The organism is Nonomuraea sp. NPDC051191 (assembly GCF_044455665.1).
In the GTDB taxonomy this organism is placed as follows: Bacteria; Actinomycetota; Actinomycetes; order Streptosporangiales; family Streptosporangiaceae; genus Nonomuraea.
This window is the reverse complement of record NZ_JBITEZ010000006.1, coordinates 572,068-590,180: the sequence shown is the minus strand read 5'-3', so window position 1 is coordinate 590,180 and position 18,113 is coordinate 572,068. Positions and strand designations below refer to the sequence as shown.

The 18,113-nt window shown below is 73.4% G+C and carries 22 protein-coding genes; 13 read left to right on the top strand and 9 right to left on the bottom strand.

Going from position 1 to position 18,113, the window contains the following annotated elements; all coding sequences use genetic code 11:
- The first annotated feature begins 29 nt into the window (after positions 1–29).
- From ACIA8R_RS20720 to menC, 4 genes are read left to right on the top strand one after another with little or no spacing between them, the layout of a single operon-like run.
- Positions 30–1,580, top strand: a complete 1,551-nt coding sequence (locus ACIA8R_RS20720) for an amidohydrolase family protein (protein ID WP_397039800.1) — start codon at positions 30–32, stop codon at positions 1,578–1,580.
- Positions 1,577–3,193: a PucR family transcriptional regulator gene (locus ACIA8R_RS20715; protein WP_397039799.1), complete on the top strand. Its 1,617-nt coding sequence runs from the start codon at positions 1,577–1,579 to the stop codon at positions 3,191–3,193. Before ACIA8R_RS20720 ends, ACIA8R_RS20715 begins: the two co-directional genes overlap by 4 nt.
- A gap of 53 nt (positions 3,194–3,246) precedes the next feature.
- Positions 3,247–4,044, top strand: coding sequence for a GNAT family N-acetyltransferase (locus ACIA8R_RS20710; RefSeq protein WP_397039797.1), 798 nt, complete (start codon positions 3,247–3,249; stop codon positions 4,042–4,044).
- A complete protein-coding gene (gene menC, locus ACIA8R_RS20705) occupies positions 4,041–5,159 on the top strand; it encodes an o-succinylbenzoate synthase (RefSeq protein WP_364098221.1) in 1,119 nt (372 codons plus the stop codon). The genes ACIA8R_RS20710 and menC overlap by 4 nt, the downstream gene beginning before the upstream one ends.
- Here menC and ACIA8R_RS20700 read toward each other — a convergent pair.
- Entirely contained in the window at positions 5,143–5,598 is a 456-nt protein-coding gene (locus ACIA8R_RS20700; protein ID WP_364098218.1) for a MarR family transcriptional regulator, read from the bottom strand. The genes menC and ACIA8R_RS20700 overlap by 17 nt on opposite strands.
- A 90-nt stretch (positions 5,599–5,688) precedes the next feature.
- Between ACIA8R_RS20700 and ACIA8R_RS20695 the strand changes: the two genes are divergently transcribed.
- Positions 5,689–6,234, top strand: a complete 546-nt coding sequence (locus ACIA8R_RS20695) for a YceI family protein (RefSeq protein WP_397039795.1) — start codon at positions 5,689–5,691, stop codon at positions 6,232–6,234.
- Positions 6,235–6,255: 21 nt separating this feature from the next.
- Positions 6,256–6,879, top strand: coding sequence for a GDSL-type esterase/lipase family protein (locus ACIA8R_RS20690; protein WP_397039794.1), 624 nt, complete (start codon positions 6,256–6,258; stop codon positions 6,877–6,879).
- Between the two features lie 12 nt (positions 6,880–6,891).
- Here ACIA8R_RS20690 and fxlM read toward each other — a convergent pair whose 3' ends face one another.
- Together fxlM and ACIA8R_RS20680 are read right to left on the bottom strand one after the other, a co-directional pair.
- Entirely contained in the window at positions 6,892–8,115 is a 1,224-nt protein-coding gene (fxlM, locus tag ACIA8R_RS20685) for a methyltransferase, FxLD system (protein WP_397039792.1), read from the bottom strand.
- A gap of 146 nt (positions 8,116–8,261) precedes the next feature.
- Entirely contained in the window at positions 8,262–8,606 is a 345-nt protein-coding gene (locus ACIA8R_RS20680; RefSeq protein ID WP_357705529.1) for a helix-turn-helix domain-containing protein, read from the bottom strand.
- A 136-nt stretch (positions 8,607–8,742) separates the two neighbouring features.
- Here ACIA8R_RS20680 and ACIA8R_RS20675 point away from each other — a divergent pair, with 136 nt between their 5' ends.
- Positions 8,743–10,212 (top strand): MFS transporter, encoded by a 1,470-nt coding sequence (locus ACIA8R_RS20675; RefSeq protein ID WP_397039790.1) that lies wholly within the window; start codon positions 8,743–8,745, stop codon positions 10,210–10,212.
- A gap of 85 nt (positions 10,213–10,297) precedes the next feature.
- On the opposite strand, the gene ACIA8R_RS20670 is transcribed toward ACIA8R_RS20675, so the two are convergent.
- Positions 10,298–10,723 (bottom strand): MerR family transcriptional regulator, encoded by a 426-nt coding sequence (locus ACIA8R_RS20670; protein ID WP_397039789.1) that lies wholly within the window; start codon positions 10,721–10,723, stop codon positions 10,298–10,300.
- Positions 10,724–10,901: 178 nt separating this feature from the next.
- On the opposite strand from ACIA8R_RS20670, the gene ACIA8R_RS20665 reads away from it, so the two are divergent.
- Together ACIA8R_RS20665 and ACIA8R_RS20660 are read left to right on the top strand one after the other, a co-directional pair.
- Entirely contained in the window at positions 10,902–11,357 is a 456-nt protein-coding gene (locus tag ACIA8R_RS20665; protein WP_397039787.1) for an SgcJ/EcaC family oxidoreductase, read from the top strand.
- Positions 11,358–11,424: 67 nt separating this feature from the next.
- A complete protein-coding gene (locus ACIA8R_RS20660) occupies positions 11,425–11,862 on the top strand; it encodes an NAD(P)-dependent oxidoreductase (protein WP_397039786.1) in 438 nt (145 codons plus the stop codon).
- Positions 11,863–11,931: 69 nt separating this feature from the next.
- Here ACIA8R_RS20660 and ACIA8R_RS20655 read toward each other — a convergent pair whose 3' ends face one another.
- Entirely contained in the window at positions 11,932–12,567 is a 636-nt protein-coding gene (locus tag ACIA8R_RS20655; RefSeq protein ID WP_397039784.1) for a TetR/AcrR family transcriptional regulator, read from the bottom strand.
- Between the two features lie 90 nt (positions 12,568–12,657).
- Between ACIA8R_RS20655 and ACIA8R_RS20650 the strand changes: the two genes are divergently transcribed.
- From ACIA8R_RS20650 to ACIA8R_RS20640, 3 genes are all read left to right on the top strand, one after another.
- Complete coding sequence (locus ACIA8R_RS20650; protein ID WP_397039783.1) at positions 12,658–13,314, top strand: CatB-related O-acetyltransferase; 657 nt, start codon at positions 12,658–12,660, stop codon at positions 13,312–13,314.
- Positions 13,315–13,379: 65 nt separating this feature from the next.
- Positions 13,380–14,555: a macrolide family glycosyltransferase gene (locus tag ACIA8R_RS20645; RefSeq protein ID WP_397039781.1), complete on the top strand. Its 1,176-nt coding sequence runs from the start codon at positions 13,380–13,382 to the stop codon at positions 14,553–14,555.
- Between the two features lie 24 nt (positions 14,556–14,579).
- On the top strand, positions 14,580–15,146 hold the full coding sequence (locus ACIA8R_RS20640; protein WP_397039780.1) for a YciI family protein: 567 nt from the start codon (positions 14,580–14,582) through the stop codon (positions 15,144–15,146).
- A 21-nt stretch (positions 15,147–15,167) separates the two neighbouring features.
- On the opposite strand, the gene ACIA8R_RS20635 is transcribed toward ACIA8R_RS20640, so the two are convergent.
- Positions 15,168–15,560, bottom strand: a complete 393-nt coding sequence (locus ACIA8R_RS20635; protein WP_357705520.1) for an STAS domain-containing protein — start codon at positions 15,558–15,560, stop codon at positions 15,168–15,170.
- Positions 15,560–15,943 carry an STAS domain-containing protein gene (locus ACIA8R_RS20630; RefSeq protein ID WP_357705519.1) on the bottom strand — a complete coding sequence of 128 codons (384 nt, stop codon included), beginning with the start codon at positions 15,941–15,943 and terminating at the stop codon, positions 15,560–15,562. Before ACIA8R_RS20630 ends, ACIA8R_RS20635 begins: the two co-directional genes overlap by 1 nt.
- 261 nt (positions 15,944–16,204) lie before the next feature.
- Here ACIA8R_RS20630 and ACIA8R_RS20625 point away from each other — a divergent pair, with 261 nt between their 5' ends.
- Complete coding sequence (locus tag ACIA8R_RS20625; protein WP_357705518.1) at positions 16,205–16,777, top strand: dienelactone hydrolase family protein; 573 nt, start codon at positions 16,205–16,207, stop codon at positions 16,775–16,777.
- Positions 16,778–16,963: 186 nt separating this feature from the next.
- On the opposite strand, the gene ACIA8R_RS20620 is transcribed toward ACIA8R_RS20625, so the two are convergent.
- Positions 16,964–17,449, bottom strand: a complete 486-nt coding sequence (locus tag ACIA8R_RS20620) for a DUF4232 domain-containing protein (RefSeq protein ID WP_397039778.1) — start codon at positions 17,447–17,449, stop codon at positions 16,964–16,966.
- A gap of 44 nt (positions 17,450–17,493) precedes the next feature.
- Positions 17,494–18,084: a hypothetical protein gene (locus ACIA8R_RS20615; RefSeq protein ID WP_397039777.1), complete on the bottom strand. Its 591-nt coding sequence runs from the start codon at positions 18,082–18,084 to the stop codon at positions 17,494–17,496.
- Positions 18,085–18,113: the final 29 nt, after the last annotated feature.

Here is an 18,113-nt window from a genome sequence, read left to right as displayed (position 1 = left end):
GAATCTCGTATGGGAAAGGTAATACCTGCATGCACGACCTCATCCTGCGCGGCGGCACTCTGCACGACGGGTTCGGCTCGCCCGGCCGTACCGCGGACGTGGCCATCGGTGGCGGACGCGTCACCGCGACCGGCCGCGACCTCGGCCGGGCCGCCCGCGTGGTGGACGTGGACGGCATGGTCGTCGCGCCCGGCTTCATCGACCCGCACAGCCATTCCGACACCGTGCCGTTCATGGCCGGGGAGCAGCCGTTCAAGCTGTGGCAGGGCGTCACCACCGAGATCATCGGGAACTGCGGCTTCTCCTGCGGACCGGCCTACCCCGAGTCGGCCCATTTCGCCCCCGGGATCTTCGGCGAGCACGCCTTCACCACCTTCGGCGGTTACCTCGACGCCGTGGAGCGGGAGGGCACGACCAACAACCTGGCCGCGCTCGTCGGCCACAACACGCTGCGCACGGCCGTCTGCGGCATGGACGCCGCGCCGCCGCCCGGCGCGCTCGACCGGATGACCGAGCTGGCCGAGGAGGCGTTCGCCGCGGGCGCGTGCGGGCTGTCCAGCGGCCTGGAGTACGTGCCGGGCGCCTACGCCGGCACCGGCGAGCTGATCGCGCTGGCCCGCGCGGCCCGGCGCTGGAACCTCGTCTACGCCACCCACCTGCGCAGCGAGAGCGAGGGGCTGGCCGGCGCGCTGGACGAGGCCGTCGAGGTCGCGGCGGCGGCCGGGGTGCGGCTGCAGATCTCCCACTGCAAGGCGTCGGGCCGGGCTGTGCACGGCTCGTCGGCCATGCTGCTGGACAAGCTGACGGCCGCCCGGGTCCGGGGAGTGGACGTGCGGGCCGACGTGTACCCGTACCGGGCGTTCTGCACCGGGCTGGTCGCGCTGCTGCCCCCCACCGCGTGCGAAGGCGGTGAGCCGGAGCTGCTCAGGAGGCTGGCCGACCCGGCGGAACGGCGGGCGCTGCGCGCGCTGGCCGAGGATCCCGAGCGCACGACCGGCGTCGGCCTGTGGCGGGAGACGCACCCCGAGGACGTGCGGCTGCTGCGGCACACCTCCGCCGGCGTCACCGGCCGCTCGCTGGCCGACCTGCTGGACGGCCGCGAGCCCTGGGACGCGCTGTGCGACCTGCTCATGGCCGACCCGCACGCCGACGGCGTCTTCCACACCATGCACGACGACGACGTCACCCGGATCATGCGGCACCCCCTCGTGTCGATCGGCTCCGACGGCGGGCCGCCCGACGGGCCGACCCATCCGCGCACGTACGGCACCTTCCCCACCTTCCTCGGCGAGTACGTGCGCGAACGCGGGCTCGTGCCGATGGCCGAGGCGATCAGGAAGGTCGGCTCGGCCACCGCGGCCCAGTTCGGCCTGGCCGACCGGGGCTGGCTGGGCAGGGGAGCGGTCGCCGACGTGTGCGTGTTCGACCCCGCCGCCATCCGCCACGACGGCACCTACGACGAGCCCGCCACCCGCCCGGCCGGCGTCACCCACGTGCTCCTGGGCGGCCGCATGGTGATCGACGACGGCGAGTTCACCGGCGGCCGGCACGGACGCCTCCTGCGCGGGGGGCGGGCGTGAGCGGCCAGGGCCGGGTGACGCTCGGCGTGCTGCTCGACAGCCTCGGCGCGGAGACGGTGAGCGCGCTGTGCCTGCCGTCCGGCCGCCAGGCGATGGTGGGCGCGCCGGTCATCCACGGCTCCGACGAGCCGCTGGCCGCCCACGCCGGGGCGCTGCTGCTGGCCACCGGCAGGCCGGAGCCGTCCCTGCTGGAGAGCGCGGCCGGGGCGGGCGTGAGCGCGGTCGTCGTCCGGGCCGGGATCGGCGACGCCGCCGCGCTGACCGAGGCGGCCCGCGGCGCGGGCGTGGCGCTGCTGGCCGCCGCCCCCGGCCTGGCCTGGGGCCAGCTCTACGCCCTGGTGGACGCCCTGCTCGCGCTCGTCGCCCCGGCCGCGGACCTGGGCGGCGGCCAGGCGGGCGACCTGTTCGCGCTGGCCAACCAGGTCGCCGCCCGCGTCGGGGGCGCGGTGGCCATCGAGGACCTGGCCATGCGCGTCCTGGCCTACTCCACGATCGGCCAGCCGATCGACGACCTGCGCAGGGAGGGCATCCTCGGTCGGCGCGTGCCCGAGCACCCGACGAACGCCGAGGAGTACGCCGCCGTCCTGCGCTGCGAGGGGGCCGTGTGGAGCCACGAGCCGCGCGAGTACCTGCCCCGGCTGGCCATCGCGGTCCGCGCCAGGGGCGAGGCGCTCGGCACGATCTGGGCCATCCAGGCCGACGAGCCGCTCGCGCCCGACGCCGACGCGGTGCTCGCCGAGGCCGCCAGGACCGCCGCCCCGCACCTGGCCCGCCTCAGCCTGGCCGCCGACGAGGCCCGCCGGACCAGGGACGAGTGGGTGGGCCGGCTGCTGCGCGGCGCAGGCCCCGCCGGGGAGCTGGCCGCCTCCTTGGGCCTGCGCCCGGACGAGCCGGTCAGGGTGGTGGCCGCCGGGGACCCGGCCGGGCGGACCGACGTCTTCGCCGCCACGCACGCCGCCGACCTGCTGCGCACCGCCTACGCCGTCTACCGGATCAGGGCCGCCGTCGGCGCCGTGGAGGGCCGGACGTACGCGATCGTGGCGGCCGGCGCCGGGACCCCGCTGCTGCGCCGCGTCACCGCCGACACCCTCGCCCGGATCACCGACCGGCTCGGCGGGCACTGGCGGGCGGGCGTCGGACGGACCGCGGCCTCGCTCGCCCAGGTCCCGGCCGCCGCCCGGCAGGCCGACGAGGCGCTGCGTGCGATGGGCGGCCCGTTCGCGGGCGGCGAGGTGGGCCTGCACGAGGAGCTGGCCGCGGCGCTGTTCCTGCTGGACGCGGCCGCCTCGATGCGGTCCGGCCCGGCGGCGGCAGGCGAGCCGCTGTCCCTGGTGGCCGAGCACGACGCCGGGCACGGCACCGACTACGTCCGCAGCCTGCGGGTCTGGCTGGCCGCCCACTACGACGTACCCAGGGCGGCCGAGACGTTGTCGCTGCACCCCAACACGCTCAGGTACCGGCTGCGCCGCATCGGCGAGCTGATCCCGCTCGACGACCCCGACGTCCGGCTCGTGCTGGGCCTTCAGCTCCGGCTGGCCGAGATCGGCGCGGGCGGCACGGGCGGAACGGCGGGCGGCCGGAGCCCGGCGTCCGGCACAAACAGCGGCGGCTGAAGTTGGGCTTGCGCGCCAACGATCCGGCGGCGGTCCGGCGGAATGCTGGTGCCATGCTCGAAATCCGCATCCTCCACGGAACCTCCGAGTTCCAGGCCGCCGACCGGCTGCTGCGCCGCGTCTGGAACACCAGGGCGGGCGACGATCCGCCGGTGGCCGTCGACCTCATGTGCGCCCTTGAGCACACCGGCGGGTACGTCAGTGGCGCCTTCCTCGCCGGCGAGCTCGTCGCCGCCGCCTCCGGGTTCCTGGCCGAGGGGGCCGCCCTGCACTCCCACGTGGTGGGCGTGGCCGCCGAGGCGCGGGGCCGGGGGGTCGGCCAGGCGATCAAGGCACACCAGCGGGCGTGGGCCGCCGAACGCGGCCTGAGCTCCATCTCCTGGACCTTCGACCCGCTCGTACGCCGCAACGCCTTCTTCAACCTGGGCAGGCTCGGAGCGCGGGCCGAGCGGTACGTCCCCGACTTCTACGGGCCGATGAACGACGGCATCAACGGCGGCGACCTCACCGATCGTCTGTTCGCCCACTGGCCCGTGAACCCTGCCCCTGCCCTGGATCCGGCGCGGAGCCCTGTCCCGGCGGCCCCGGACCCGGGGCTGTCCGTCCTGGGCGGGACCGAGAAGGCCGAGGTGATCCTCGACGAGACCGGGGCGCCGCGCGAGCCGGGCGGCGCGGCCGTACTGCGCTGCGCGACGCCCGCCGACGCCGAGCGGCTGCGGCGCGAGGACCCTGCGGAGGCGGCGCGGTGGCGGGCCGCCCAGCGGGCCGCCCTGGGCGGCGCGCTCGCCCGCGGCTACCGGATCGCCACCTTCACCAGGGACGGCTGGTACGTGCTGGAGCGTGCGGCGTGAGGATCGCCGAGGCCGAGCTGCACACGGTCGCGCTGCCGCTGCTCACCCCGTTCCGCACCTCGCTCGGCACGCAGACCGAGCGCCGGGCGCTGCTGGTGCGCGTGCGCGGGGCCGAGGGGGAGGAGGGCTGGGGCGAGTGCGTGGCCGAGGACGAGCCCACCTACAGCCCCGAGTACCTGGAGGGCGCGGCCGACCTCATCCGCCGCTTCCTGCTGCCCGCCCTGTTCGCGGTGCCCGGCCTCGACCCGGCCGGCGTCGCGCCCGCGCTGGCGCACCTGCGCGGCCATCCGATGGCCAAGGCCGCCGTCGAGACGGCCGTCCTGGACGCCGTGCTCAAGGCGCGCGGCCTGTCACTGGCCGCCTACCTGGGCGGGGTGCGGCGCAGCGTACGCGTCGGCGTGTCGGTCGGCATCGCCGCCACCCTCGACGACCTGCTCGACACCGTGGACCGGCACGTCGGCGCCGGGTACGCCCGGATCAAGCTCAAGATCGAGCCCGGCTGGGACCTGGAGCCGGTCCGGCTGGTGCGCGAGACGTTCGGCCCCGGCCTGATGCTCACCGCCGACGCCAACACCGCATACGCCCCCGCCGACGCCCGCCACCTGGCCCGCCTCGACGCGTACGGCCTGACCCTGCTGGAGCAGCCCTTCGCCCCGGACGACCTGCACGGCCACGCCCTGCTCGCCGCCCGCATGGACACGCCGATCTGCTTGGACGAGTCGATCACCTCGGCCCGCGCCGCCACCGCCGCCATCAGGGCGCGCGCCTGCTCGGTGATCAACATCAAGCCCGGCCGGGTCGGCGGCTACCTGGAGGCCCGCCGGATCCACGACCTGGCCCGGGCCGCCGACGTGCCGGTGTGGTGCGGCGGGATGCTGGAGACCGGGCTCGGCCGGACGGCGAACCTGGCGCTGGCCAGCCTGCCCGGCTTCACCCTGCCGGGCGACATCTCGGCGACCGCCCGCTACTTCGAGCGCGACCTCACCGCGCCGGTCGTGCTGACCGGCGACTCCATCACGGTCCCCGACGGTCCCGGGATCGGCGTCGCGCCGGACCCGGACGCCCTGGCGGCGTTCACCGCCGAGCCGCCCGTACGCGTCACCCCTTCTCGATGAGGTGGTCGAGCAGGACCTGACTGATGTCGGCGAGCTGTCGCAGCTGTTCCTCGGTGAGCAGGTCGACCAGGTGCTCGCGGACGCTGGCGACGTGCTCCGGGGCGGCGGCCCGGAGCGCGGCGAGCCCGTCGTCGGTGAGCACCGCCAGCCAGCCGCGCCGGTCGCCGGCGTAGTGCTCCCGGCGCACCCAGCCCTTCTGCTCCAGCTTGTTGACCGCGTGTGAGATGCGGCTCGGCTTGGAGTTGGTCCAGTGCGCCAGCTCGCTCATGCGCATCGTGCGCGCGGGGGCCTCCGACAGCAGGACGAGCAGCTCGTAGTAGGTGGGCGGCATGTCGGCCGCCGCCATCAGGTCGCGTTCCAGACGATCGGTCAGCAGGCGGGTGGCCAGGCCGAAGGCGCGCCACGCCTGTTGTTCGTCGTCGGTGAGCCAGCGGGTCATGCGTCGAGCGTACTGGAAAGTTGCGTGCTGAAATAAAGCTATGTACTGTCGTGCCGAATCTTCCAGTGCTGAACTAATTGGAGCGCGACCATGTACCCCAGCGAGCTGAGCGGCCACTACACCATCGACCCGGACCACAGCCGGTTCGGGTTCGTCGCCCGCCATGCCATGGTGACCAAGGTGCGCGGCAGCATCCCCGTCCAGGAGGCCACCGCCCGCCTGGACGCGGCCGACCCCGCCGCCTCCGCCGTCCGCGTGGTGCTCGACGTGGCCGGCATCCAGACCGGCAACCAGATGCGCGACAACCACCTGCGCACCGGCGACTTCCTCGACGCCGCCGCCCATCCGCACATCACCTTCGAGTCCGCCTTCGTCGTGCACGCGGGCGGCGACAGCTTCGAGGTCACCGGCGACCTGACGATCCGCGGGGTGACCCGGCGGATCACCGTCCCCCTCGACTACACCGGCACCGCCGTCGACGCCCAGGGGCTGACCCGGGTCGGCTTCGAGGGCAGCGTGACGGTCAACCGCAAGGACTTCGGCATGACGTACAACGCCGCGCTGGAGACCGGCGGGGTGATGATCTCCGATCGCATCACGCTGGAGTTCGACCTGTCCGCCGTCCGCTCCGCCTGACCACACCCCAGGACCCCCGTCATGAGCAATCCCCTCCTTTCTGGAATCTCGGGGAGGCCCGTCGTGCGCAGGCTCGCCGTTCCCGCCCTCACCGTCGTGCTCGCCCTGGCCTTGGGCATCACCCCAGCCGGCGCGCATCGCGCCGATGGGTGGCGGCGTGGGGCGCCGCCGTCCAGCCCGCCACCCCCAGCACCTCCTGGTACGGCCCCAACTGGTCCGAGGACGGCTTCGCCCGCCGGGGTCCCGAGACCCGGCGTCCGCACCGTCATCATCATGGACGGCATCAACGACCTGGCCGAATGGAACAAGCCTCACCAGGCGACCGCCCGCCGGATCATCGACGGCCACAAGGAGCTGATCCGGGCCGCCCACGCCCGGGGCATCCGTGCCGTCGGCGCCACCCTCACCCCCGTCAAGGGCTCGCCGCTCGCCTACAGCCCGGCGGCGGAGGCCGTACGCGACCAGGTCAACGAATGGATCCGCACCAGCGGCGCGTACGACCACATGGTGGACTTCGAAGCGGCCGTCCGCCGCCCCGACGACCCCGACTCCCTGCGCCCGGAGTACGACTCGGGCGACGGCGTCCATCTCGACGATCGCGGCTACGACGCCCTCGCCCGAGCCGTCGACCTCGACGCCCTGTGACGCCCCGCACGATCAGGGCCAGGCCATGACCAGCTGGGTGTGACGCTTGCGGAAGACCCGACCGGCGGCGGGAGGCGGCACGACGGCGCCCGCGGGGTGAAGGGTGAAGACCGGGTCCGGACGGTCCCGCAGGCGGTGATCCCAGGTCCGCACATGATCGGCCAGCTCCCGGGCGAGCCCGGCGCCCTCGCGGCCGTGGCCAGAGGCCCCGAACTCCCAGCGCCGCCGGTCGTCCTCGCGGACGCACGACTCGCGGATGGTGAGATAGGCGAAGCTGTCGCGGGTGATGAGCGCGGGACAGTACCAGCGCATGGCCGGCCGGACGAGCCCGCAATCGCGCTCGGGATCCTGCCAGAACATGCCGAACCGCGCGTCGACCGCCGCGATCGACAGGTGCATCGAGTCGAACGGCTCACCATGGCCGACGGTGACGCCGGTCCACAGCTCGGTCCGGTCGCCGCCCAGCGCCCGGTCGAGGGCGGCCCTGTCGAGCGCGGGGCCGCTCTCCAGGGTCAGCCTGACGGCTCCGCCCGCCAGAACCGGTTCCTGGTCGGGCAGCATTCCGGCCCCCTGGCAGGGGACGAAGCCGCAGACCGTCGGGTTCAGCCCCAGGAAGTGGTCGCCCTCGCGGACGAAGGTGAAGGACCGGCTGACGGTGGAGAAGCGCAGCGGCACGACCATCCGGCCGCCCGGCGCGAGAAGGTGTCCCCAGGGAACGTCCCAGACGCCGACGGTGACGATGACGGCGTCGAAGCCGCCGCTCGGCGCGTGTTGCTCGGCCGCATGCTCGGCATCGCCCAGGACGACCTTCACCTGCCCGTAGCCGGTCTCGGCGAGGAAACGGCCCGCGCGCCCGGTGACGAAGGGGTCGATGTCCACGGTGACGACCAGCCCGTCCGGCCCGGCGATCTCGGCGATGAGGGCGGCGTTGCAGCCGCCGGAACCGACCTCCAGGACCTTCGCGCCGGGACGGATCCGTGCCGCTTCGAGCATGTCGGCCTGCAGCCAAGGCGCGCTGATCGAACTCGTGGCCCTGCCGTCGGGCCCGCGCTTGGTGACGACGACGTCGTGGGCCGAGTAGGCCGCGCTCGGCGACACCTCAGGCGCGAAGCGCTCCCGCGGCACCTTGGCGAACGCCGCTTCGACCTCGGGGGAGCGGACCCAGCCGCCCCGCCTGAGCTCGGCGACCAGCTCGGCCCGGAGACGGTCGGGGGAGTCGGACGACAGGGTGGTCACCACAGCGAGGGTAGCCGGGCCCTGCGGGGTGGAACGGAGATTCGAGGCGTGGCGCGGGACACCTCGGCGACCATATTGCCCTGCACCGAAGCAAACGTGACCGTTCCGCGGCGCTGAAGGCAATGCGAGGCGCCGGGGCCCCGTGGTCAGGCGGCGGAGTCGGGGTGCTGGGTGGCGGCGTCGGTGCGGGCGCCGGAGAGGATGGCGTCGAGCAGGCCGGGGTAGCGGGCGTCCAGATCCTCGCGCCGCAGGACGAGCAGGTTCTCCCGCCCCGAGGGCTGCTGCCGGATGACGCCGCTGTCGCGCAGCACCCGCCAATGGTGCGTCATGGTCGACTTCGCGGTGATCCCCAGCGTGTTCAGGACGCTGGTGCAGTTGTGCTCGCCCCCGGCGTCGAGGATGCGGACGACCGACAGACGCACGCCGTTCCCCAGCGCCGACAGCACGTCTTCGACCCGGATCTGGTCGCGGTCGGGATGACGGAAAGCCATGGTTCAACTGTACCGCGACTGTCGAACAATCCTTCTCCGGTCTGGCATAGTACGACTGTACGTAAATCCTCGTACGATCGTTTCGTGCGGCGGGCTTCCGCGTGCCCGCTCCCCGGCTCCCTCCGAAGGGCGTTCCATGTCCACACCATCCACGCTGCCCGCGGCCGTCGCGGACGGCGTCAAGCCGCGACTCGGCTGGACCCTGGCGTTGCTCGCCCTGGCCCAGCTCATCTACGCGCTCGACCTCAACATCGTCTTCGTCGCGCTTCCGCAGATCGGCACCGAGCTGGGCTTCCCCGGCCAGACCCAGCAGCTGGTGGTCAGCGCGTACGTCGTCTTCGCCGGCGGCTTCCTGCTGCTGGGCGGCCGGGCCGCCGACCTGCTCGGCCGCCGCCGCGTCTTCGTGCTCGCCCTGGCCCTCTACGCGTTGTCCTCGCTGGCCGGCGGGCTGGCCGGCGGTCCCGTCGTCATCATCGTCGCCCGCGCGGTCCAGGGCATCGGCGGGGCGTTGCTGCTGCCCTCGACGCTGGCCCTGCTCAACAGCCTGTTCGCGGAGGGGCCGCAGCGCAACCGGGCGCTGGCCGTCTGGGGTGGCGCGGGCGCCAGCGGGCTGACGATCGGCGCGCTGCTCGGCGGCGTCCTCACCCAGAACTTCGGCTGGCCCGCCGTCTTCTTCGTGAACGTCCCCCTGGCCGGGCTGGTCGCGCTGGCCGCCCTGGCCGTCATCCCGCGCGACCCGGCCAGGGGGGAACGGCGCAGGTTCGACCTGCCGGGGGCGCTCACCGTCACCGGCGGGTCCACGCTGCTGGTCTTCGCCCTGGTCGAGGGGCCCGAACTGGGCTGGGGCAGCTCGCCGGTCGTGGGCGCCTTCGCGCTGGCCGCCGTCCTGCTGGTGATCTTCGCGCTGGTCGAGGCCCGCAGCGCGGATCCGCTCATGCCGTTCCGGCTCTTCCGCAACCGGAGCCTGACCGTCGGCATGCTGGTCACCTTCGTCTACATGGCCACGTTCGGCGTCCTGCCGTACTTCCTCACCGTGCTGCTGCAGAGCGTCCACGGTTACAGCGCCCTGCAGACCGGGCTGGCCTTCCTCATCCCCTCGCTGGCCATCGCCGCCGGCACGCAGAGCGGCGAACGTCTGGCGACCCGGATCGGCACCCGTCCCACGCTGCTGATCGGCTTCGCCGTCGGTGTCGTGGGGACCGCCGTCCTGGCCCTCGGCTTCGACGCCGACGCCGGGTACGGCCTGCTGATCCCCGGCCTGGTCGTCTCCGGGCTCGGCCAGGGCATCGTCTGGACCGCCATGTGGATCGCCGCCGCCACCGGGACCCCCGCCCACGAACAGGGCGTCGCCAACGGCATCGCCTCCACCGCGCTCAACATCGGCAACGCCATCGGCCTGGCCGTCTTCACCGTCATCGCCGACCTCGGCACCGAGGGCAGGACCGGTCAGGCCCTGCGCGCCGCCACGGCGGACGGCGAGTTCCTGGTCGTCCTGCTCACGGCGGCGGCGATGATCGCCGGGCTGCTGATCACCCTCACCCTGCCCCGCCGCACTCCCCGGCCCCCGGCGCCCGTGCAGCCGGACGAGTCGCTCGCGACCGGCTGACCGCACGTCGTCGCCCGCGAGCACCTGGCCCGCACCCCGGGTGCTCGCGGAACAGGAACCCGCCGCCGACGTGACGCCCGGCCGGTCAGTGCCGGTGAGCCTCTTCCAGGGACGCCCCCGCCAGCCGCGCCTTGACCACGCCGGTGAAGGACGAGCACTCGAAGACGTTCTCGTGCGGGCACGCCATGCCGTGCGCGATGGCGGTGCGCGCCACCTGGGCCCGGGCGATGCGCTCGTCCAGCTCGTCGAGCTTGCGCCGATACAGCTCCCGCCACGCGTCGCCCGGCTCGGACCGGACCGCGAGGAACGTCTTGACCTCGCGCAACGTGAGGCCGACCTCGCGCAGCAGCAGGATCGCGGCGACCAGCTCGACCGCCGACGGCGGATAGCGCCGCTGCCCCGAGACGCGCTCCGGCTCCGGGATCAGCCCGAGCTCCTCCCAGTAGCGCAGAGCGGAAGTGGCGACCCCGGTGCGCTCGGCCAGCTCGCCGATCGTCAACTGCTCACTCATGGAACGCCAAGCATACGTGTCGGGCCCGCGTCGGCGATCGAGCAGCCGCTCCTTCGCGGGGGCCGGGACGCGGCCGGTGTTGACAGTGGTCGGCGTCATCTCTAATCTCTTCTTCGGTGCAGATAAATCTTCAAAGAAGTAAATGCTTCCGAGAAGCTGCTGAAGGAAGGCAACGACCATGCACAACACCCTCACCGCCGCCGACGCCGCCGCCATCAACGCCGTGCTCGACCGCCTCGCCGACGCCTGGCAGCGGGCCGACGGTGACGCGTACGGGGCCCTGTTCACCGACGACGCCACCTACATCACGTACGTCGGCACCCTCTACACCGGCGCCCAGGAGATCGGCGACGCCCACCAGGCGCTGTTCGACAGCTTCGTCAAGGGCACCAGGCTGGCCAGCGAGACCCTCGGCATCCGCCTCGCGGGCCCCGACACCGCCCTGGTGATCACCCGCGGCGACACCTACAAGGGCAAGTCCGGGAAGCTGCACAAGATCCAGACCTACACGATGGTCCGCCAGGCGGACGGCGACTGGAAGATCGCGGCCTTCCAGAACACCAAGCACCAGGCCCTCATGGAGGCCATCTCCTTCAAGTTCCAGCCCGCCAGCAAGCCCGCCGCCCACGCCTGAACCGCAGCCCCGGAAGATCCCGCCACAGAAGACCCAGCCCCATGACACCCGCCACGGAAGGCCGCGCATGACCTCCCTCGCCGTCATCGCCGCCACGGGCCGCACCGGACGCCTCGTCGTCGAACGCGCCCTGGCGGCCGGACACACCGTCACCGCCATCGCCCGCCGTCCCGGTGAGCTCGGCCTCGACCATCCGCGGCTCGTCCGCCGCGCCGACGCGGGGCCCGTCGCCCGGCTCTTCGGCCGCGTCCTGCACCACGTCATGCGCCATCCGTACGCCGACATGGCCCGCATGGAACAGCCGCTCTCCGGGATCGGGCTCACCTGGACGGCCGTCCGCCCCACCGGCCTGACCGACAGGCCCGGCGCCGGCCGTCCCCGCGTCTCGATCGGCGCGACCGAACGCCTGGGCGCCCGTACCTCCCGCGCCGACCTGGCCGCCTTCATCGTCGACCACCTCGGCGACCCGCGCACCCACCACCTCCCCGTCGCCGTCTCCTCCTGACCGCGACCGGACGCCGTCCCCAGCGGAACGGCCTCGACCCGGCCGCGGTCCGCCTGCGGAGACCCGGCCTCACGCGTCCGGCGAAGAGGCGGGCTCGGTACGGGTGAAGGCGCCCGCGGACGCCGCCAGCACGGCCGTCCGCGCAGCCTGGTCCGGGAGGTCCGGGTCCGGGGGCGTGCGAAGGAGCACCAGGTGGTGGTAGAGCGGCGCGGTCGCGGCGACGAGCAGCCGCTGCGCGTCGGTGTCCGCCGGAAGCTCGCCCCGCTCGACCGCCCGCCCCACGATGACCTCGCACCGGGTGTACCGGTCCTCCCAGAGCCGCCGTAGCCCGCGGGCGGCCTCCTCGGAACGGAAAGAGGCGGCGATCAGGGCCGCGGCGATCGACGGCTGCGCGGTCAGGGCCGCCTGGTTCTCGTGGTTGAGCGCGGCCAGGTCGCCCAGCAGGGACCCGGTGTCCTCGGGCAGCCAGTCGTCGTCGCCCGTCGCCTCCAGCACGTCGGCGAGCAGGCCGCCGACGTCCCGCCAGCGCCGGTAGACCGTCGCGCGGTGCACGCTCGCGCGGGCCGCAACGGCGTCGAGGGTCAGCCCGTCGTAGCCGTGCTCCCCGAGCTCGGCGCGGACCGCGTCGAGAACCTGCGTACGGATGCGACCGGTACGGCCACCCGGACGGCGGCGCGGACCGGGCGACGGGCTCTCGGACGTCATCGCTCCCTTTCCCGTTTGCGAGGCGGACGGCGACATGACACCATCTTAATGTACAAGTTGTCGCATTAGCAGTGGCGGAAGGAAAGATCCATGAACGCCCAGGCCCCCGCCGACCCGACCGTCATCCACCCGATGCCCGGCCAGCCACGGGTGGCGCTGCTGCGGCCACTGGTCAAGTCCCCGCTGATCGAGGTGGGGGAGTACACCTACTACGACGACCCGGACGACCCGACCGCGTTCGAGACCCGCAACGTGCTCTACCACTACGGCCCGGAGAAGCTGGTCATCGGCAGGTTCTGCGCCCTGGGCACCGGGGTGCGGTTCATCATGAACGGCGCCAACCACCGCATGGACGGCCCCTCGACCTTCCCCTTCCCCACCATGGGCGGCTCGTGGTCCGACCACTTCGACCTGCTCACCGGCCTGCCGAACCGCGGTGACACCGTCGTCGGCAACGACGTCTGGTTCGGCTACGGCGCGACGGTGATGCCCGGCGTGCGCATCGGCCACGGCGCGATCATCGGCGCCGGCTCGGTGGTCACCTCCGACGTGCCCGACTACGGGATCGTCGGCGGCAACCCGGCCCGTCTCATCCGCACCCGCTACCCCGCCGACGACGTCGCCCGCCTGCTCGCACTGGCCTGGTGGGACTGGCCCGCCGAGCACATCACCGAGCACGTGCGCACGATCATGTCGGGCAGCGTCGCCGACCTGGAGGCCGCCGCCCCGGGCGCCCGCCGCGCCTGAACCGCCCGCCCGCCGCCCGTTCCACCGCTCGAACGTCGCGTAGAACCCGAAATGAGTGATCGTCCATGTCCCGCCGCCGCGCCCACATCGCCATGGTCGGCATCCCCGCCGTCAGCCACGTCCTGCCCAGCCTGGAGATCGTCCGCGAGCTGGTGGCGCGCGGCCACCGGGTGACGTACGCCAACGACCCGGCGGTCGGCGAGCTGGTCACGGGCACCGGCGCCGAGCTGGTCCCCTGCTCCTCGACGCTGCCGGTCGCCGACAACAAGTGGCCCGACGACCCCGTCGCGGCGATGAGCCTCTTCCTGGACGACGCCGTCCAGGCACTCCCGCAACTGCGCGCCGCCTACGACGCCGACCCCGCCGACCTCTACCTGTACGACATCGGCGCCTACGCCGCGCGGGCCCTGGCCGAGACGCAGGGCCGTCCCCTCATGCAGCTGTCGCCGACGTTCGTGGCCTGGGAGGGATACTCCGAGGAGGTGGCGGCGCAGCTGTGGCGACTGCCGGGAGCCGACGCCTACCTGGCCAGGTTCGCCCGCTGGCTCACCGACTGCGGCGTCTCCACCACCGACGTGGAGACCTTCTCCGGCCGCCCGCCGCACACGCTGGCCCTGATCCCGCGGGCGATGCAGCCGCAGGCCGACCGGGTCGACACCGGCACCGTGACCTACGTCGGCCCCTGCCACGACCCGCGCGGGCAGCAGGGCGGCTGGACCCGTCCCGGTGACGCCGCGAACGTCCTGCTGGTCTCCCTGGGGTCGGCCTACACCCGTCAGCCGGAGTTCTACCGCCAGTGCCTGGCGGCCTTCGGCGACCTGCCGGGGTGGCACGTCGTCCTGCAGATCGGCAGGTACACCGACGCGGCGGAGCTGGGCGAGATCCCGTCCAACGTCGAGGTGCACCCGTGGGTGCCGCAGCGGGCGATCCTCGACCAGGCCGACGCGTTCGTCACCCACGCGGGCATGGGCGGCTGCTGCGAGGGGCTGCTGGCCGGTGTGCCGATGATCGCCGTGCCGCAGGGCGCCGAGCAGTTCGCCAACGCCGACCGGCTCGTGGAGCTGGGCGTGGCCCGCCGCATCGACACCCCGGACGCCACGGCCGAGACCCTGCGCGCCGCCCTCGGCGAGCTGACCGCCGACCCGGAGGTGGCCCGCCGCCTGACGCGCCTTCAGGCCGAGGCACGGGCCGAGGGCGGCACCGCCCGCGCCGCCGACCTCGTCGAGCAGCTGCTGGGCTGAGCCGCCCGGACTGGGAGATGATCTGTGGTAGGTACTCTCCGCATGGAGTTCTTCTGCTATCACCGTGACCGTCCTGACTCGGGCGCCCTGCGCGCGGAACTGGTCGAGGCGCACTGGTCCTACATGGACCGCTACGAGGCCGAGCTGATCGCCCGCGGCCCGACCTTCGACCGCGACACCGACACGGCCACCGGCAGCGTGCACATCGTCGACCTGCCCGACCTCGCCTCCGTGCGGGCGTTCGCCTTCGACGAGCCCAACTGCCAGGCCGGCGTCTACCGCGACGTGCTGGTACGCCGGTGGCGCAACGTGCTGGGACGCACCATGTGGGAGTTCCCCGGCGGCCGGGAGGGCGGCAACCGGTATCTGGTGCTGGGCCTCGGCTCCGGGCAGCCCGCCGACCTCGTCCCGCCGGCCGGCGGCGACGAGCTGATCGCGTACGGGCCGCTGCTGTCCGACGACGGCGCCACCTGGGTCGGCACCGCCCTGCTGGTCCGGGCGCCCGACGCGGACGCGGCCCGCGCCGTCCTCACCGCCGGCCGGTACGCCGACATCGAGGTGCACGACTGGGAGTTCGGCGGCCGGCGCTGACACCTGCCGGCCACCAGGACGTCAGACGGCTTCGGTGGGGCCGGCGGCTTCGAGCGCCCCGGCCCTGGCGTCCCGGAGCGCCTCCACTGCGGCGACGGCCCGGGTGACGTGGTCGTGGATCGTCACGAGCTCCACGGTGCCGGTGATCTCCAGCAGCCGGGCCACCGTGGGCCGGAGGCCCGCCAGGTGCACGTCCACGCCGTGCGCGCGGGCCAGCGTGGCGGCGGCGAGCAGGACGGACAGGCCGGAGCTGTCCAGGAACGCCAGCCGGCTCACGTCGAAGATCAGGTGCTCGTCCAGGCTGCGGCGTACCTGGTCGAGGTAGGCCTCCAGATGGCCGGAGGCGGTGGCGTCGACCTCGCCGGCCACCGTGACCACCGTGATCCCCGGCAGGTAGCTGCTGGCCAGGTGCATCACAACCGCTCCACATCATCCGGCAGTCGATCGGGCGAGGCGCCCCGGGCCGCTGCGACGGCCTCGTCCACGCAGGCATGGATGTGCAGCACGTCCCACACCCCGGTGATCTGCAGGATGCGGGCCGGGATGTCCCGTACGGCGGCCAGGCGCAGGCAGCCGCCCGCGCCGCGGACGTCGTCGTGCGCCCGCAGCAGCACGTGCAGACCGCTGCTGTCCATGAAGGTGAGCTCGCCCAGGTCGAGGACCAGGGATCGGCCGGGTCGACGGGCGTCGCGGATGGCGGACTCCAGTCGATCGGCGTTGGTGGCGTCGAGCTCGCCGGAGACCGTGAGCAGCACGCCGGCCGGGACCGGCCGGCAGGTCATGTCGAGCACGGACATGGCGGCTCGGTGGCGACGGCAAGGTACGTCTGGGCGACGGACATCTGTTGTTCCCCAAGTGGGCCTGGCCGGTCGGAACGGCATCGAGCCGCCCCAGCACCAAGATTAGGGGCGAAGCTGGTTGCAGGAAAGAGGTTTCGTCATACGATCTTCAGGTGACCGCTCGGCGGGTCCGGGACGCCCCTGCGGACCGTCCGGCCAGGACGCCTGACCCGCCGGGGCACGCGTCCCGCGGGCGCTCGGGGTCGCTAAGCTGCGCGTATGGCGCGGATTCTCCTCCTGCATTCGATGTACGGCCTGCGGCCCGCCGTCCACCAGGCGGCCGACAGGCTCCGGGAGGCGGGGCACGAGGTGCACGTCCCCGACCTGTACGACGGGCGCGTCGTCGACACGTCCGAGGAGGGCATCGCGATCAAGGAGGAGATCGGCAGCGAGGAGTTGCTGAAGCGGGCCATCGCGGCGGCGGCCCCGCTGTCCGGCGACGGCCTGGTGTACGCGGGCTTCTCCCTCGGCGCGGCCATCGCCCAGAACCTCGCCCTGGGCGACGAGCGCGCCCGGGGGCTGCTGCTCATGCACGGCACCTCCGACATGGCCGAGGGCGCCACCGCCGACGACCTGCCGGTGCAGCTCCACGTCGCCGACCCAGACTTCTACGAGCCGGTCGACTGGCTCAACGCCTGGTATCTCCAGATGCGCCGGGCGGGGGCCGACGTGGAGGTCTTCCGGTATCCGGGGGTCGGCCACCTGTTCACCGACCCCGGCCTGCCCGACCACGACGCCCCGGCGGCCGAACGCGCCTGGGCCGTCGCCCTCGACTTCGTCGCCGGTCTCTGACGCCCGCGCCGGCCGGGATACGACCCCGGCCGCCAGGGGTAGGGGCCGGGGATGAGGTTCGGGGGCTGGGACGTGCGACCGCTGGGCGGCTGGATCGGTTGCCTGGCGATGATCCTGATCTCGCTGCTGCTGTCGATCGTGCTGACGGTCGTCGTCAACTGGCTGCGCTGACCGGCCCCCCGGACGTCAGGCCAGTGGCTTGACGTCGAGCCGTCCGCCGTCGCACACCTGGCCGGCGTCGAACGGGACGTTGACGTACGACTGCTCGTCCGGCGGGATGACCAGCAGGCGGGCCGGGCTCGGGCAGTGGGTCTCGTCGCCGGTCTCGACGACCGTCCAGTGCAGCGTCGTACTGGCGCTGCCGCCCGGCTTGACCGTCACCTGGTGCTTGGTCCCGGCGGCGCGGCGGACGCGGGTGCGGAGGGCGTCGCCCTGCTTGTCGATCATGATCAGGCCGGGGTGGCCGTACAGCGTGCAGGTGGTGCGTGAGCTGTTGGTGAACACCAGCGGCGCGTTCCTGTTGCCGGCGCCGGCGTCGATCGTGCCCAGGCGCACCTGGAGCTGGGCGGCCGAGCAGCGGCGGACGGGCGAGGACTGGCCGGCCATCGCGGGGGCGGCCCCGCCCGCCAGCAACAGCCCGGCCACGAGCGTGGCGGTGGTGAAGCGTCTCATGGTGTGTTTGACGCAGGGAACGCGGCGAAAGTTATGACCGGCTGTCATCCGGCCCGTTCGCGGGAGGCGTACAGCAGCACCAGGACGCCGGCGGCGGCGAGAAGGGCCGCGCTGAACCACAGCGGCGAGAGCCCGAAGGCGAGCCCTTCCCCCGGGTCGGTGACGAACAGGCCGTCGGGATACAGCGGCAGGTCACCGGACGGATCGCGCATCGAGGAACGCTCGGCGGTGAGCGCTCCGGCCACCCCCTGGACGAGCAGCACGGCGACCGACACCCAGCCGGCGTACGGCTCCGGCAAGGAGTACAGAAGCGAGAAGGGCGGCAGGGAGAGGGCGACGTCGACGTAAAGGACGGCGCGCAGCAGGGCGATCCGGCGGTCGGCGGCCGGTCGCGCACCGCGCCGGGGCCCGCGCAGCATCTGCCAGTAGACCCAGCCCTGCACCGCGCCGACCAGCACCAGCACCGGCACGAGCCACCAGGAGTCGGGCGGGTCCATGGCCCACCCGCGGACGACGGCGAACCAGAGCGGGGAAACCTCATGGGTGACCAGCGAGAAGACGCCGAGGCCGAGGACAAGGACCACGTAGGCCACCGCGACGGGCATCGCGACGAGGCCGAAACGGTAGCGGCGCACGGGCACTCCCACCCAGGACAGGCGACCGA

What these genes read in the sequence shown, in the direction of transcription:
- ACIA8R_RS20720 (WP_397039800.1), top strand. Translation starts at nt 30, where the DNA reads ATGCACGACCTCATCCTGCGCGGCGGCACTCTGCACGACGGGTTCGGC.
- ACIA8R_RS20710 (WP_397039797.1), top strand. Translation starts at nt 3,247, where the DNA reads ATGCTCGAAATCCGCATCCTCCACGGAACCTCCGAGTTCCAGGCCGCC.
- ACIA8R_RS20700 (WP_364098218.1), bottom strand. Translation starts at nt 5,598, where the DNA reads ATGACCCGCTGGCTCACCGACGACGAACAACAGGCGTGGCGCGCCTTC.
- ACIA8R_RS20695 (WP_397039795.1), top strand. Translation starts at nt 5,689, where the DNA reads ATGTACCCCAGCGAGCTGAGCGGCCACTACACCATCGACCCGGACCAC.
- ACIA8R_RS20690 (WP_397039794.1), top strand. Translation starts at nt 6,256, where the DNA reads ATGAGCAATCCCCTCCTTTCTGGAATCTCGGGGAGGCCCGTCGTGCGC.
- ACIA8R_RS20680 (WP_357705529.1), bottom strand. Translation starts at nt 8,606, where the DNA reads ATGGCTTTCCGTCATCCCGACCGCGACCAGATCCGGGTCGAAGACGTG.
- ACIA8R_RS20675 (WP_397039790.1), top strand. Translation starts at nt 8,743, where the DNA reads ATGTCCACACCATCCACGCTGCCCGCGGCCGTCGCGGACGGCGTCAAG.
- ACIA8R_RS20670 (WP_397039789.1), bottom strand. Translation starts at nt 10,723, where the DNA reads ATGAGTGAGCAGTTGACGATCGGCGAGCTGGCCGAGCGCACCGGGGTC.
- ACIA8R_RS20665 (WP_397039787.1), top strand. Translation starts at nt 10,902, where the DNA reads ATGCACAACACCCTCACCGCCGCCGACGCCGCCGCCATCAACGCCGTG.
- ACIA8R_RS20660 (WP_397039786.1), top strand. Translation starts at nt 11,425, where the DNA reads ATGACCTCCCTCGCCGTCATCGCCGCCACGGGCCGCACCGGACGCCTC.
- ACIA8R_RS20655 (WP_397039784.1), bottom strand. Translation starts at nt 12,567, where the DNA reads ATGACGTCCGAGAGCCCGTCGCCCGGTCCGCGCCGCCGTCCGGGTGGC.
- ACIA8R_RS20650 (WP_397039783.1), top strand. Translation starts at nt 12,658, where the DNA reads ATGAACGCCCAGGCCCCCGCCGACCCGACCGTCATCCACCCGATGCCC.
- ACIA8R_RS20645 (WP_397039781.1), top strand. Translation starts at nt 13,380, where the DNA reads ATGTCCCGCCGCCGCGCCCACATCGCCATGGTCGGCATCCCCGCCGTC.
- ACIA8R_RS20635 (WP_357705520.1), bottom strand. Translation starts at nt 15,560, where the DNA reads ATGCACCTGGCCAGCAGCTACCTGCCGGGGATCACGGTGGTCACGGTG.
- ACIA8R_RS20630 (WP_357705519.1), bottom strand. Translation starts at nt 15,943, where the DNA reads ATGTCCGTGCTCGACATGACCTGCCGGCCGGTCCCGGCCGGCGTGCTG.
- ACIA8R_RS20625 (WP_357705518.1), top strand. Translation starts at nt 16,205, where the DNA reads ATGGCGCGGATTCTCCTCCTGCATTCGATGTACGGCCTGCGGCCCGCC.
- ACIA8R_RS20620 (WP_397039778.1), bottom strand. Translation starts at nt 17,449, where the DNA reads ATGAGACGCTTCACCACCGCCACGCTCGTGGCCGGGCTGTTGCTGGCG.